The organism is Cedecea davisae DSM 4568, assembly GCF_000412335.2.
GTDB lineage: Bacteria > Pseudomonadota > Gammaproteobacteria > Enterobacterales > Enterobacteriaceae > Cedecea > Cedecea davisae.
In genome coordinates, this window is record NZ_KE161030.1 from 4,019,035 (window position 1) to 4,033,984 (window position 14,950).

Below are 14,950 nucleotides of genomic sequence, written 5' to 3' on the forward strand. Positions count from 1 at the left end.
CGCGGCTTTTTTAGCTTAAGGGAATTAGAACGTTTCCCAGTTATCGTCAGACGCAGCGGCAACCGCTTTACGCGGTGCGGCCGTCGCACCGGCCAGCTTCGGCGCAGAAGCTTCCTGTGCTTTAGCTTTACGCTCCTGGGAGATGCGGAACACGGAGACGGACTGCGTCAGGCGGCTGGCCTGCTCTTCCAGCGCAGCGGCAGCGGCGGCGGACTCTTCCACCAGCGCGGCGTTTTGCTGAGTCACGCGATCCATCTCGGCAACGGCAAGCCCAACCTGGTCGATACCGCGGCTTTGCTCATCGGATGCGGAAGCAATTTCACCCATGATATCGGTCACGCGGGTGACCGCATTAACGATTTCACCCATCGTTTCCCCGGCGCTTTCAACCAGGGTTGAACCGGTATCCACTTTGCTGACCGAGTCTTCAATCAGGGTCTTAATCTCTTTAGCGGCCTGGGCGCTGCGCTGCGCCAGATTACGAACCTCACCGGCGACAACCGCAAAACCACGCCCCTGCTCACCGGCACGGGCCGCTTCAACGGCGGCGTTCAGCGCCAGAATATTGGTCTGGAAAGCAATGCCGTCAATCACGCTGATAATGTCGGCGATTTTCTGAGAACTCCCGGCAATTTCGCTCATGGTGTGAACCACGTTATCAACGACCTTGCCGCCGCGCTGTGCGGTTTCAGAAGCGCTAAGCGCCAGCTGGCTTGCCTGACGAGCATTTTCAGCATTCTGCTTAACCGTTGCGGTCAGCTGTTCCATGCTGGCAGCGGTTTCTTCCAGAGAAGCCGCCTGCTGCTCGGTACGAGAAGAAAGATCGTTGTTACCAATAGAGATCTCGCTGGCACCGCTATATATAGCGTTTGCCCCGTTACGCACTTCACCGACGGTTATCACCAGCTCGTTCTGCATGTGGCGCAGGTTGTCGGCCAACTGGCCCATTTCATTGGTGCCTTCGACGTCGATTTTGCTAACCAGATCGCCGCCGGCAATATGGCGAATGCTCGCAATCAGGCTATTCAGCGGAGAGATAAGCGTGGTTCGGATCCCCTGCCAGACGACAATAATCACCAGCAGTACCACAATCAGCACGCCAATCAATATCCAGATAGCCATGCTGTAAGAACTGTTGCTGCTGTCCACCGCTTCTTGATAGAGATGGTCATTTTGCTGGAGATAATTTACGTACTGCTTCTCAAAACCGTCCTGATAGCTTTGGGTCGGCTGATCGAAGAATTGGTTAATTTTCCCGGCGCCGAGCAGTTGAATCAGCTCCGCCAGCGCGCCGTGATAAATATCGTAATTACGTTTAATTTCCTGAGCGGCAGCATCGTTCTGACGCGGATCGCGCGGCAACGCTTCATAAGCGGCCCACTCGACTTCAGCCTGCTTGAGCGAAGTGCTGGCGATACCCATCAGCTCTTCTACGGTAGCGCCGCTGCCAATTTTGCTGGCATCCATCATATAGCGGATCCCGGCGCGGTTCAGGGTATTACGGGTTTGCAGCAGGGCAACCCAGCTGCCGTTCAGCGTTGACTGCTGCTGCCGGATAGTTTGTAAAACGGTGAAATTTTCTTTGTCCTGCTTCAGCGCGTTAAAGAACAACCCGCCGGAAGCTATTTGTAGAATGCCAAACAGCCCCAGGACTACCAGTAAGCTTGTGACGATCTTGATTCGATTTAACATTGCTTCTCATTCCCTGTAAGACAAGTCTTAATCATCGGCGCAACAGCAGAAAACTTTACCTAAAGCGTTTCTTTGCCGTTTTTTCTGCTACCCCCAGGAAATGACCTGGCAATAATTCATCCTCCACGGCTGCGGGGTTAAGTCGTAACACATTCATAACCTGAGTTTTTTTCACTATGATTTTTAGACGACCCACCCCGTCCGGAGGAAAGACATGCTTACCGTTGCCATCAGTGAACGAAACAGCCATTTTGCGCATGGCATCAAAATTATTATTGAGCAACTCTGTCGCCAGTTTAGCGAAACTTATCATTTCTTACCGTTAGCGGATCAGGACGTTGCCGACCTGGTCTTTGTCGCACTCGATGATAATTGGCAGACGGCAAACTGCTACAAAATCCCGCAAACCACGCGCCAGCAGCGGGTTATTCTTATTTGCCGCAAGCGGGATCAGGAAAAACTGATGTTTCGTCCCTGTCTGTACATGCTGCCGTCTATTTACCGCGAGGATGAAGTCGATGACGTCCGGCTTAAGCTTGCGCCATGGGTCGATCCCGAGCGGCGTAAGAAAAATGCATTACCGGTACCAGCGGCGATTTGCCACTACTGCGCCACCCGTCATTTCAACATGCAGGAACGTGAATTACTGAAGTTAATGGCCTGCGGATACACCCTCAAAGATGCAGCATTTATTATGCATATTGATGAAAACACCGCTCGGGATAAACGACTATCAATTATGAAAAAACTTAATATCAAGAATCAATTTAAGCTAATGAATTATATAAAACTTAATTTGCCGTTTCTGCTCGACTGAATAATTTATCCAGGCGTTTTCTTATTTGATCAGGGAAATATTCTTAATTAATAAAATCATTACCCCTTCACACAGCAGGGTTGCGAACTTTCGCGGCCTGGAATAAGCCATCTCTGGTATTCACTCATTAACAGCGCTGAGAGAATACCTTTCAAAATCATCTTTAATTTAGCTAAATGACTGCCTTGCCTTCCTTTTCGCTCGTCGCTCCTTTAGCAATACTGTAATCACTGTCACAATTAGCGACAAAATAATGATAAATACTCCTGGTGATAACATTTTATTATCTGCCCCAGAACATATATACGGAGTGCGCCTTGAACCGATCGTTGATTTATTTTCCAGGCAAATTATTAGCTACGAAGTCCTGAGCCGCCTGGCCCCGCAGCAAGATCCCGAAGCGTTTTTTGCGCAATTACCGACATCCGATAAAGTGACGCTCTTTTGCCATCAGGTGGGGCAACTAAAGTCCCTGTATAAACCAGGTAAATACTTCCTTAATCTGCCGCTGGAGGCGCTGATCGAAAGTCGGCACTTCGAGCGACTGCTTGATGTATGCGCGCCATGGGTAACAATTGAAATACAAGATGCCTCATTTTTTGACTCACTCTCATTGCGGCATAAGCTGTGCCTGCGAGAACGGATCGGGCAATTACGCCAGCAAAGGATCGCAGTCTGGCTCGACGATCTTTGCGAACATTCCGTTTTGCCATTTTACCACTACGGCATTGAAGCCGACGGTGTGAAAATTGATAAGCAGGCGTTCTGGAGACTCAGCAACCATTCGCCCGCACTGTGCCAGCTTGTTAACCAGTGTAAGGGCATCTCTGCGCAAATTATCATTGAAGGAATTGAAGACGCTGTTCATCTCGAGGTGGCTCGCGAGTCCGGTGCAAGATTTGGTCAAGGCTACTTATGGCCATATGAACGCTGGCTGCACGCCGATTTGTCGTCGTTGTGAAAGCTTCTATGTGCGCAGCTATGAGGAGAAATAAACACCGACGGGGTCGAACAGACTATTTTCTAAACCCCTCCTGCTACACTGCGCCACTTTTTTTTGACCGACTGGAATACCTTGAGCAGCAGACAGGAGCGCACAAGCCAAAGAAGCCCGATGTGATTCTGGTTTCGACCGACTGCTTTCTCAGCGACGCCATCACCAGCACACTCTTCAATCATCAACACACTCTGGTCTCTCCCTCAATAGAGGAAGTGGTCACGCACCAGACGCTATCTTCCGCCCCGCGAATCATTATCGACCTCGACAGCCTTGAGACTCCCGTGCTCGAGGTGCTGGAAACCATTCGCCAGCAGCACATCTCCACACCGCAGCACCAGATAACTCTCCTGAGCGCCCTGCGTAAGCCCGAAATTACCCGGTTTATGCGCTACGCGGTTGACTGCCAGATTGTCGAGCGCCGTCTGCCGCCCAATCGGCTAAAGCAGGCTCTGGGCGGCACTCTTCTCGATCTGGCCGCCCTTTATGGCACGCCGCGCTTTTCCCTCAGAGAGTGGGGACTTTTGCTGGCTCTGAGCCGCGGGGAATCATTGAAATCCATCGCCCTTTTACTGGAGAAGCCCTATCATCACGTCGTTTATCGATTCAATGTCTTACTGGGGCGCCTGGCGCTGGGTAACCGCAGCAAATTACTGCACCTACTGCATGAAATTTCTGTTGCCAATAAGCTACAAAGCTGATGGCACTAACCTACTGAGTCGTAAGATATTTTAAGAATTTACTTAATTTTCATGTATCAAATGAGTTAAAAATAAACAAATTAGTAACAATTATAACTATTCCTGGAAGCAACTTTTCCCCTCTAGCGCCGTTTTGCGATTTTTGATCCAGAACAAACCAACAACATTTGGAATTTAATGTCATTTTTACCGCAATAAAAAGTCTTTTCATCCAACTTAACTTAAAACCAAAGTTCGTTAATTCAATTTATAAATGACGTGATTAATTACACAGCATTTCATATGGGCAATGATTACATCCAGGAACATCAGACTTTTCCCACATGAACTGCGCTGTATAATCACCTCATCACATTTATATATTTGCCAGGGCATTTATATTATTTAAATGTGACGTTATTTGGAGCACGATACCTTCGGCTCTGAATAAAGGCATTCAAAAAGGAGATGTTGAATATTAACATGGAGGTTCCCGCATAAAGACCGGCAACCGCCAACTCACTGTTTATCACTTTCGCTGCCAATGACGCTGCGTCAACGCGATGTTTTTTACCAAACAATCGAGGCAAAAAAAATGAAACCGGCATCCGTAATCATTATGGACGAGCACCCTATTGTCAGAATGTCGATAGAGGTTCTGCTCCAAAGAAATAAAGATATCAATGTTGTTTTGAAAACAGATGATGGTCGGGAAGTTATCGACTATATGCGAGCAAACCCGGTGGATCTGGTTATTCTTGATATTGAATCAGCCAATACCGACGGCTTTACATTACTCAAAAGAATCAAGGGAATACAAGAAAACACCAAAATTCTCTTTCTTTCTTCAAAGTCAGAATCCTTTTACGCCGGGCGCGCTATTCAGGCCGGTGCCAATGGATTCGTGAGTAAACGTAAAGAACAAGATGATATATTTAATGCGGTGGAAATGTTGCTTTCGGGCTACTCTTTTTTCCCTTCGGAAACCCTGCATTTTATCAGCAGCCATAAATCCCGCAGAGGAACGATGGATGATATGCCATTATCCAACCGTGAAGTAACGGTGCTGCGCTATCTGGCAAATGGTTTATCCAATAAAGAGATTGCGGAGCAATTATTGCTTAGCAACAAAACAATCAGCGCCCATAAGGCAAATATATTCTCTAAACTTGGACTCACTTCAATCGTCGAACTTATTGATTATGCCAAGGTGCATGAACTGCTATAAGGGACGACGACGCACTGGAAGCGAAAAGACCGGGAAAACATCTCCCGGTTATTTTTTGGAAACATTGAGATAAAGCTCTAATTATAGGTAATCATAAAAGTCGCATCGGCATCGGCCCGTCCGGCATCGGCGTTATCGGCCGTAGCAATATAGTTGGCCCAAAAGTTAAGCGTCACGTCCCCGTTCCCGTCCACCTGTTTCTCTTTGCTGGCCTTATCCAGCAGCAGACGCGTTTTATCCTCATCAAGCAGCTCAACGGCGACATGGGTTGCCGTACTGGCGCTGTTCAGGGCCAGCAGGCCGCTGCCGGTATCTTTCCCTGCAAAGGTTATCGACGCGGTTCCGCCGGGCGGGCAGCCGGTGAGCTTAAGGTTAAACGGCATTGGCTGAGTGGTACTTCCGGCGGTGCGTAGCTGTTTGGTCGGCCAGGAGCCAAGCTGGATAGTTTTATTATCGCTGCCGGTTTCCACCACGCAGGTAAAATCGACAATATTCCCCCGCAGCTCAACGTTGATTTCACCCAACGGCGAATCGGCATTAGCTCCCGCGCTAATAAACAACGCACCCAGCATCAGCCCGGCCAGAGTCATTTTGTTCATCGCCCGCTCCTTAGTCAAAATCAACACGCAGATAGCCGCGAGCGGTAAACGGCCCTTCCGTTGGCTTTTTACCCGTTACGCTGACCGGCCAGGCACGAATGCCGACTCTTGCGGCCGCAGAGTCATCCAGCTGGAAGTTAATCTTGCTGCCAAGATTGTTTGGCGTCAGCGGAGTGCCGCTGGAATTTGAGATGACAAACCCCAGGTCACTGTTGTCCGACACCATCATGTTGCCGCTGCTCTTCTCGGCTTCGAGACGCAAGGTGAGGTACGCCTGCGCATCAATATTGGTACATTTAATGCCCATGGTTTTGGTTTGAGGCGTGACGCTTTGCGGGCGGTTACCCGCGCCTGCCTGGCTAAACAACGAGGCACCAATACTGCCGAAATCAAACTCAACCACCTGCCCGGCGTTGATTTCACAGGTTTGTGGCACCTCAACTTTGCCGCTGTAGCTGATGGTGTAAACCACCGTGCTTAACGGGTCGGCATTGGTCGTCGTCACATACACACGGAACATCGTCTGGCGAGGAATGGGCACCATATTGATAAAACGGCGGGTGACCTTTAGACGAAATACCAGCTTCGAGTCCGTGACGCCAAAAGGCTTATTCTTCGACACGTTAGGGTGCGAACCCATCTGCATGTACTCTACCGGCGGATAAAAATCACCGGCGTAGCTGTCGTGGATCTTCATTCCGCCATTAAGATAGTCATTTATCTTCAGATATTTATAACCACCAACCACTTCCTGAATGGGCAAATCGGTCACATAGCTACGCTTGGTGGTATTCCCCGAGGTCCCTTTCGGGCAAATCGCGTTCACGCCAATAAGGCCCGATTTCTCTGCCAGGGTGACAATCTGCCCGACGTTGTTATTGCTGCTATTAAATTTATCCGACAAATCATACGAGATATCGGTCGCCGTACCGTTGGCGTTAGAGCAAACCGTAGCCGAGGCCGGTGCCGCGCAGGCAAACAGCAATGCAGCGGTTAAATAACTGTTCAGTTTCATCTTTATCTTCCTGAATCTCGCCGTGCGCTATGAGCAGGTGGCGGTCGCCATGACGACGGCCTGTTTCAGGCTATCCTCCGGCAAAGTGTAATTAGCGCGGCACTGAGAACCTTTGCCGTCACCCCACTGGATAAGCAACTTGCCGCTCAGCGGCAGCCCGCTAAGATAGATTTGCCCTTCATCGCCAACCATACTGGTGACGCCGCTCCCCTCTTCCCGTACTACGGAACCAAACGGCACCGGGCGATCGCCACGTTTCACGGTGATAATGGCGCGCACACCAATACGGGCATCAAAGGTAGCCCGCACCAGAGCACCCTCCGTCGGCACTACGCTGCTGACGTTATTTTCAATATCGGTGTGGTTATCCATTGAGTTGGTATCCAGCGCGACGCGGTTGTAGCGATAAACCGTGGCGTAAGGCATGACCGCGTAGCCTCGCCAGTCGGTTTTGACGCCGGTCTGGTTTTCCACGCTCACGCCGGAAGCGCCGGGGGCTTTAATCAGCACGTTGGTGTCCCCAAGCGGCTGGCTGAAGGTCACGCCGTCAGCATGGCCCACCACGCCGCCGGAAGCCTGCCAGTTCACGTCGTGCTGGTTGCGGTCGTAGTTGTAACCCAGCCCAACCGTGCCGTAAGTTCCCTGCCAGTTGGCGTTGGCGCTGCCGGAATAACCGTTGTTGCTGGCGTGTCCCTGGGTGACGTTGTAGTTCAGGTTGCGCCCTTCCAGCAGCGTGCCGCCGATGCCGCTCTGCCAGGTATTTTTACCGTCAGAGCTGCGGCTGGTTGCCAGCGTAGCGTAGGCACGATCCAGCGCCGTATCCCGTGAATAGCCGTGACCAAGCAGCGTGCTAAACGGAACCGAGAGGTTAAACGCGACGATACGGTTGGTGTCGGAAAGCCCAAGCGACTTGCTCCACGACCATGACAACGAATAGCTGATGCCGCGCCAGCCGCTGGAGTAGCCCAGCTGATACCAGGTGTTGTTCTGATCCGTTCCCCAGTAGGTTTGCTGGCTGCCGGAAACATACAGCGAGCCATAATCACCAAGCGACTGGGAAATATTGACCTGAAATCGTCCTTTTTTGTTGTAGCGCAGGTTGTGGTAGCTGGTCGCCACCAGCTCTTTTTTGTGGCTGCCGTCGTCCTGAAGCTCATATTCGTAGCCTTCCATATTGCGGTAAGCCACGTCATCGAGGGTATAGAAGCCGCGAGTTGAATAGCGGTAGCCCAGCAGCTGGAAGTTGGTGCCGTAGCCGCTAAGGGATTTTGCATACAGGAAGCGCATAGACTGGCCCTGATGCTCGCTGTCATCCGCCAGTTTGCTGCGGGCGTGGGTCACGTCCAGCGAGATAGCGCCCCAGTCTCCGAGATTCTTACCCGCCCCCAGCGCAACAGAGGTGTAGCGCTGGGCAAGCTGGGTCCCGCCGTAGGCCGTGTAGCCATCGGGCAGACCGGCAATCAAAGTTCCCTGGGTGAAGAAAGGCTTATCCTGCTGGCTATTACCGCTGCGGAAATCCCCCATTACCAGGTCGTATTTCAGGCGCCCTTCACGCTGTAACAGCGGCACGGTGGAGTAAGGCACCGTATATCTCTGCTGAGTACCATCTTTCTCTTCTACGGTGACTTCGAGGTCACCGCTCGAGGAGGTCGGGTTAAGGTCGCTGATGGCAAAAGCCCCCGGCGACACATAGCTCTGATAGATGACATAGCCATTCTGGCGAATCACGATTTTGGCGTTGGTGCGGGCAATCCCGCGCACGGTTGGCGCGTAGCCCTGCAGGCTGTCCGGGTACATGCTGTCGGAAGAGTAGACGCGCGCCCCACGGAAGCCGAGGCTGTCGAACACGTCGCTGCCGGTGTTGCTGTCGCCCATGACCAGCTCGCCTTTCAGCGGAATAAGAGTGCGCTGAACCGTGGTATTGATGTTCTTCCAGCTGTTGCTGTGGTGGCCGTCGCCGCTGGTGTAGCTCCACGCTCCGTTATTGCGCAGACGCCATGGTCCATAATTCAGGCCGCTTTGCAGGTTCAGATAATAGCTGTCGTCGTAGGTGCCGCGGTTGCCGGTAAAGGTGTAGTTGAGCAGCGCGGCAGGGATGCCCTCATCCCACTGATCCGGCGGAATATAGCCTCGGGCGCTGTTGATCAGAGAAGCCTGAGGCAGGCTGATGTTGAGCCGCAGGCGCGCGAAGTCATAGCCGATTTCTGCGCCGGGCACCGCCTCGGTCACCGGCACGCACTCTCCGGCCTTAAACTTAGCCAGCTCAGGGTATGCCAGCATATTCAGCCCAAGGTGCCTCAGCCACTCAATATCCAGGCAAGGGGTCAAGCCACCGGATTTCACCGCTTCAGCGGTGGAGTCTTTATGCTCTGCGGCAGTAAAACGCACGTCTTCGGTGGCAATAAACTCGTCATTACGCCAGATGTCCACGCGATAAACGCCCGCAGGCTGCTGGCTGCCTTTTTCAAAGCGAGAGAGATCCGCCACCGTCGCGGTATCCTCGGACAAAAATGCCGGGTTGAAGTAGCTCTCAGCGGCGCTAAGCCCCGGCCAGAACGATGCCACGATGGTTGCCGCCAGCGGCGTGAGCGTAAAAATTTTACGCGTGACTGATGTCTTGATCATTTCCCTGCTTCCCTTTGCCAGCCTGGCTTTTACTGCATTACGCCCGGTTGTGCTTTGGTCACTGCGCCATAATCATTTACGGTCTGGAAGCTAACCGCCCCCTGCACGCCCGAAGGCACGACAACCTGAGTGCTGTTTTTCGGCGCAACCATGGTGTTAGGAAGCTTTTCATTACCCAGCTTCAGGTTGACCAGCGAAACGTAATAAGGCGAAGGATTGCTGATTTTCAGGTACTGCCCGCTGCGGGCGAAGCGGATTTGCTTCACCGCATCTTCAGGCTGCATTTGAAGATTCTTAGGGCGAACAAACAGCTTGATGCGCGAGAGGATCGCCAGTTGCAGTACGTTCTTGCCTTCAACGCTGTTTTTATCCACCGACGGGATAGCCTTCACGTTCATCCAGAAGATGGATTCACGATCGCCCGGCAGCTGCGGTCCTACGTAGATAATACGCAGCGTGTTTTCACTCTTTGCCTCGCTAACAAACAGCGGCGGGGTAACAACAAAGCTTTTATCTTTCTGGCCGAGATCGTTTTCAACCCAGGAGTTCACCAGGAAGCGTTCTTTAGGATCGCTATTGGTAATAGCCAAAGAAGTTTGCTTTGCATCGGCGGGATAAATAACTCGCGTCGCACCAAGAGCAATACCACCGGCCGCCTGGGCATAAGAAGAAATCATCATTAAAGAAAGCGTTAATGCCGAAGCGGCCTTACATAATATGTTCATCACGACAGATACCATTAAAATAACCAGGAACGGAAAAACGCTGATTCAGGGATAAACCAGCGTGAACCAAACGTCAGAACGAATATTTCCCGGCGTCATATGTTTAGAGACCGAGCGATAGCGAGCGGTGAAATGAACACTCATTTCCTGAGTGGTAATCGGCAAATAAGTTGCCGGCTCGCTGTTGGGAATAATCAGCTGCTGCTGTTGGTCAAATAACGCAAGGCCAATACCGCTGCTGGCGTCATTGCCGGTCACGCTGGACGTTGCCAGAAAGACCTGAGGATCTTCGGCGGGCGTTGAGCCCTGAAACGCAATGCCAACGTGGTCATAAACCTCCGGGCGACAGTCGGTCAGCCGGAGCGTAAAAGGAATGCTGGGCGGCGCGTAGCTGCCAACATCTTTGAAAGCGTTGCTTGGGTACTGGCCCATTTGCACGGTCATTTCCTGGCTTTCCGGCGCGACGGCGCAGGCGCCGTTAACCAGCTCGCCCTGCATATGCACATCACCACCGTTGATAACTACCACCCGCTTTGCCTGAGCCGGGTTCGCCGCTGCCAGAATGACCAGAAGCAGGATTTTCCTTATCATTATCGTCCTCTCCGGGCTTGCGTCGGGCAGGCCTCTTCCTTGAGGCTGAATCATCCCTGAGATTTCAACCGTCGCCGATTATTCGTATTTCATTACGAAGGTAGCGTCGGCATTTGCCAGACCAGCGGTCGCGGTTGCTGCGGTCGCTTTATAACGCGCGGTGAACGGAATGGTGTTCTCGCCGTCGTTCAGGGTCTGAGCGGTAGAGAAGGTAGAGCCGTTTGGTGCCAGAGTTTTGGAAGTACGATCCAGAATCTCGATACCCACGCCTTTTGCGGTAGTCGCGTTGCCGCCGGAGTTCACCGCCAGCAGAGTTGGGTCGGTCGCATCAGTCTGGCCGGAGAAGGCAACGGAAGCGGTGGCCGCAACGGTGCTATCGCAGTCGGTCAGCACGATGTTGAATGGGATCTGGGAAGAGGTATCGCCCACTTTGGTGAAAGCAGCGGTACGGTACTGGCCCAGTTTTACAACCTGACCGTCAGACTGAGTGCTTACCGCACAGGCGGCATTAACCAGTTCGCCCTGGAAGTGCACGGTGCCACCGTTGACGGTTACCGGATCGGCAGCGTTAGCAGCAGCGCTAACCAGGGCAAGAGTGGCAACCAGTGAAGCGGCGATTTTGCTTAATTTCATGAGTATTCCTTCATTTATAAAATGCACATCCGGTTAATGCATCCTTCATTATTCCGTTTGAATCATTATCGGCCAGACAAGGCCGAATAACCCACTTCCCACATCCTGTAGGAATGTCCTTTAATAGCTCATAAATTTCATCAAATTAAAGGCAAGCAATTCCATGACTTCTAATTAAGCCCGGCAGAACAACTTGTCCTTAATAAATAAAATGAAATTTTTAAGTATTCGTGGTGTTTTACGAAGTGAGGGTAAATTAATCCAAATTTTGATTAAGTCATAGATGCTGATTCTTTATGTTATATAAGCCCGGTCTTAATAAGACCTAAGAATGCACCGTGCCGATAATTCGGAATAACAGGGGAAAAAGACCTAAAGCCTCGCTTATTTAGGGGGTTACTCTCAACATAAGCATTGGGATTTTTGTGTGTTTTTTGTTAATTTTGTATGTTTTTTGTTTCACTGAGGAGGGCGTGGGTTTCAATCTTCGGATTCGCCCAGGGGGAAAGTTGCCAAATCGTTAAAGGCGTTGCGCAAGCGATGATACACTGAGCGGCTTGCTATCAAAACTTACCAGGATTTCAGGATGAATGAGACCGCCCCCCACGCCATCCCGGCCAATTCGATAACCCGCCCCAACTGGTCGGCGGTATTCTCCATCGCATTTTGCGTCGCCTGTCTGATTACCGTTGAATTTCTGCCGGTCAGCCTGCTGACGCCGATGGCGCAGGATTTGTCGATTTCGGAAGGTGTTGCCGGGCAGTCGGTTACCGTCACCGCCTTTGTGGCGATGTTCGCCAGCCTGTTTGTCACCAATATTATTGGCACCGCCGACCGCCGCCGCGTGGTGCTGATGTTTGCGGTGCTGCTCACCCTCTCCTGCCTGCTGGTTTCATTTGCCGGTAGCTTCTCGCTGCTTCTGCTGGGGCGTGCCTGCCTGGGGCTGGCGCTCGGTGGCTTCTGGGCGATGTCCGCCTCGCTCACCATGCGGCTGGTTCCGGCGCGTACCGTGCCAAAAGCGCTATCCGTTATCTTTGGCGCGGTGTCTATAGCGTTGGTGATTGCCGCCCCGCTTGGCAGTTTCCTCGGCGGTATTATCGGCTGGCGTAACGTATTCAACGCCGCCGCGCTGATGGGCGTGGCCTGTATTATTTGGGTGTGGAAAGCGCTTCCTTCCTTACCGGGCGAGTCCACCCAACAGAAGCAAAATATGTTCGGCCTGCTAAAACGCCCAGGCGTGCTGGCGGGCATGCTGGCTATCTTTATGGCCTTTGCCGGGCAGTTCTCGTTCTTTACCTACATCCGCCCGATTTATATGACCCTGAGCGGGTTTGACGTCGACGGCCTCACCCTGGTGTTGCTGAGCTTCGGGATAGCCAGCTTCGTCGGCACTTCGTTTTCCGCCCCGGTATTAAAACGCTCTTTGAAACTGGCGCTGGCCTGCGCCCCGCTTATTCTCGCCATTAGCGCGGCTGTACTGGTGCTGTGGGGAGAAAATAAAGTTGTCGCCTCAACAATCGCCATCGTCTGGGGGCTGGCTTTTGCATTAGTCCCGGTGGGCTGGTCAACGTGGATCACCCGTTCTCTTGCGGACCAGGCGGAAAAAGCGGGATCTATTCAGGTTGCCGTCATTCAGTTGGCAAACACCTGCGGCGCCGCGATTGGCGGCCTGGCGCTGGACAACCTCGGCCTGCTCGCACCGCTGATGCTTTCCGGCAGCCTGATGCTGCTGACGGCTTTACTGGTCGCGGTGAAGGTTCGGGCTTAACCCTTCGTTTTAAACATTAAAAGCCGGGGACATGATTTCTTGCTCTCCCCGGCTAATCCCCAGCGCATTTGCAACATCACGCCATTTGCTAACGCTTCTGATAACTTCATTTTTAATTTCATCCGCCTCTGAGCGAGTTAAACTAAAGAAATCAATAACCTCCATAGCAAGGCCATAGTCCAGACTATTATCACTGTCGTTAATATTAAGATGGAGTCCCTTCGCCGGTGTGACGGGGTTAATATCGTAAGCAGGTGAAAGCAACCATCCATTTTTGCAAAAAATAAAACCATGATTACGTAAGTGATCGTCAGTATTGGACACCGCGATATTAAAAACTATACGTCGCCAAAGTTGAGCTAAGTCTTGCCTGGTATTTTCCCCTTTTTCGACAAGGAACTGCGCCAGTTCAAGGTAACTGGCTTCGTACTCACCATCATAATAACCAAGCTGCGTCATGGCGGAGGTAAAATGGAGTCGGCCAGATACGGTACGATCAAAACGTTTGGTCAGGAAAGTATGATGGTGGCTATTAAATCTTTCTATTCTTGACTCTGCCATTTCCACACCGGCCTCAAGCGCCAGGCGATAAGTTAAAAACTCCCAGGCGGCAATATTATAGTCGTCATAGCGACTGGGGAATTTTGCTATCCATAACTGACCGTTTTCATCAACCACGCTAGCTTTTGGCCGGGCACCGCCTAATGAGGAGCCAGGCGACATCAGCATATAAAGCCACTTCAAATAATCCGGGTCGTCACTGCCCCGGTTATCCTCAACCTGCTGTGCCGCGTACTCAAGCTCCCTTAACGAGGAGAATGGCGGGGCTGCTAATTGATCATTGGCATCCAAAAATGGACCTTGCATCTCGGTTTTAAACCTCAGCGCCCCTTGTCGATAAAAATCATGTACGCCGAGAAGATAATCAATTTCACCGAGGATATTTACGCGGCGCCCTTCCTGCTTCGCAAGGATAGCTTCCCGCCTTTTCATCAACAGCTTTCCCCACCTGTCCGGGCAAGAGTCGAGAAAAATACGAAAATTATGTGAATCAGCGCCGTGTTGCTCTCCCTGATAAAGCTCTAAATCCGGGTCAATTTTCTGTACATAGGGCGATCTAAGCCACTCGCTGTCATAGCTAAAGCTAAAATGCTCTCCATTACGAATCGTCTCCGAACGCAATCGCCCGACTAACAGAGGCTCAGAAAGCACCTGCCAGTCGGCAAAAACAAAAGTTTCTCTACTCATGATGACTCCTTGTCAGTTCAGCAACGCTAAGTCCTGAAGCTTACGCCCCAGCTCATCATCCCGGGCGACCTGTTCTAAATCGCCCACCAGCCCCAACACGCCTAATACCATAACGTAATGACCAATAGAGACGCCGGGATCGCCTTGCTCAATTTTACGAATAGTTAAACGACTCAGCCCGGTTCGTTCTGCAATAAGAGTTTGCGTGTATTTGCGTCGACGGCAGGCCAGCCTGATGTTCTCGCCAAGCTGCTTCAGGGACTTTTGATTGGAGGGAAAGACAACGGCTTTTCGTCTCTGGATATTATCGCTGGTCACTGTCATTACCATTT

Annotated in this window: 14 protein-coding genes; 5 read left to right on the plus strand and 9 right to left on the minus strand. The window is 51.6% G+C overall.

The features are described 5' to 3' along the window. Positions 1-24 precede the first annotated feature (24 nt). Positions 25-1,692 (minus strand): methyl-accepting chemotaxis protein, encoded by a 1,668-nt coding sequence (gene tsr, locus HMPREF0201_RS18295; protein WP_016538239.1) that lies wholly within the window; start codon positions 1,690-1,692, stop codon positions 25-27. 214 nt (positions 1,693-1,906) lie between these two features. Between tsr and fimW the strand changes: the two genes are divergently transcribed. The 4 genes from fimW (at position 1,907) to fimZ (ending at position 5,414) form a co-directional block, all read left to right on the plus strand. Next, the gene (fimW, locus tag HMPREF0201_RS18300; protein ID WP_016538241.1) at positions 1,907-2,509 is read left to right on the plus strand and encodes a fimbria biosynthesis transcriptional regulator FimW; all 603 of its coding nucleotides are present in this window, start codon (positions 1,907-1,909) and stop codon (positions 2,507-2,509) included. Positions 2,510-2,762: 253 nt separating this feature from the next. Next, positions 2,763-3,470 (plus strand): EAL domain-containing protein, encoded by a 708-nt coding sequence (locus HMPREF0201_RS18305; RefSeq protein ID WP_016538242.1) that lies wholly within the window; start codon positions 2,763-2,765, stop codon positions 3,468-3,470. A gap of 155 nt (positions 3,471-3,625) precedes the next feature. Then, positions 3,626-4,207: a DNA-binding response regulator gene (locus HMPREF0201_RS18310; protein ID WP_244878518.1), complete on the plus strand. Its 582-nt coding sequence runs from the start codon at positions 3,626-3,628 to the stop codon at positions 4,205-4,207. Between the two features lie 574 nt (positions 4,208-4,781). After that, the gene (fimZ, locus tag HMPREF0201_RS18315) at positions 4,782-5,414 is read left to right on the plus strand and encodes a fimbria biosynthesis transcriptional regulator FimZ (RefSeq protein WP_039899435.1); all 633 of its coding nucleotides are present in this window, start codon (positions 4,782-4,784) and stop codon (positions 5,412-5,414) included. Between the two features lie 77 nt (positions 5,415-5,491). Here fimZ and sfmF read toward each other — a convergent pair whose 3' ends face one another. The 6 genes from sfmF to fimA form a co-directional block, all read right to left on the minus strand. Beyond that, a complete protein-coding gene (gene sfmF, locus HMPREF0201_RS18320; protein ID WP_371810766.1) occupies positions 5,492-6,004 on the minus strand; it encodes a fimbria assembly protein in 513 nt (170 codons plus the stop codon). A gap of 19 nt (positions 6,005-6,023) precedes the next feature. Continuing rightward, the gene (gene fimH / locus HMPREF0201_RS18325; RefSeq protein WP_016538248.1) at positions 6,024-7,028 is read right to left on the minus strand and encodes a type 1 fimbria D-mannose specific adhesin FimH; all 1,005 of its coding nucleotides are present in this window, start codon (positions 7,026-7,028) and stop codon (positions 6,024-6,026) included. 27 nt (positions 7,029-7,055) lie between these two features. Continuing rightward, entirely contained in the window at positions 7,056-9,653 is a 2,598-nt protein-coding gene (locus tag HMPREF0201_RS18330; protein ID WP_016538249.1) for a fimbrial biogenesis usher protein, read from the minus strand. 29 nt (positions 9,654-9,682) lie between these two features. Further along, the gene (gene fimC, locus HMPREF0201_RS18335) at positions 9,683-10,378 is read right to left on the minus strand and encodes a type 1 fimbria chaperone FimC (RefSeq protein ID WP_115586328.1); all 696 of its coding nucleotides are present in this window, start codon (positions 10,376-10,378) and stop codon (positions 9,683-9,685) included. 45 nt (positions 10,379-10,423) lie between these two features. Next, positions 10,424-10,969: a type 1 fimbrial protein subunit FimI gene (fimI, locus tag HMPREF0201_RS18340; RefSeq protein ID WP_039898837.1), complete on the minus strand. Its 546-nt coding sequence runs from the start codon at positions 10,967-10,969 to the stop codon at positions 10,424-10,426. A 78-nt stretch (positions 10,970-11,047) separates the two neighbouring features. Beyond that, complete coding sequence (gene fimA / locus HMPREF0201_RS18345; protein ID WP_016538252.1) at positions 11,048-11,602, minus strand: type 1 fimbrial major subunit FimA; 555 nt, start codon at positions 11,600-11,602, stop codon at positions 11,048-11,050. A 586-nt stretch (positions 11,603-12,188) separates the two neighbouring features. Between fimA and nepI the strand changes: the two genes are divergently transcribed. Then, on the plus strand, positions 12,189-13,370 hold the full coding sequence (gene nepI, locus HMPREF0201_RS18350) for a purine ribonucleoside efflux pump NepI (RefSeq protein WP_016538253.1): 1,182 nt from the start codon (positions 12,189-12,191) through the stop codon (positions 13,368-13,370). Positions 13,371-13,379: 9 nt separating this feature from the next. Here the strand turns inward: nepI and HMPREF0201_RS18355 are convergent, their stop codons facing one another. Together HMPREF0201_RS18355 and HMPREF0201_RS18360 are read right to left on the minus strand one after the other, a co-directional pair. Continuing rightward, positions 13,380-14,618, minus strand: coding sequence for a type II toxin-antitoxin system HipA family toxin (locus HMPREF0201_RS18355; RefSeq protein ID WP_016538254.1), 1,239 nt, complete (start codon positions 14,616-14,618; stop codon positions 13,380-13,382). 12 nt (positions 14,619-14,630) lie between these two features. After that, positions 14,631-14,942 (minus strand): helix-turn-helix domain-containing protein, encoded by a 312-nt coding sequence (locus tag HMPREF0201_RS18360; RefSeq protein ID WP_174232931.1) that lies wholly within the window; start codon positions 14,940-14,942, stop codon positions 14,631-14,633. Positions 14,943-14,950 lie beyond the last annotated feature (8 nt).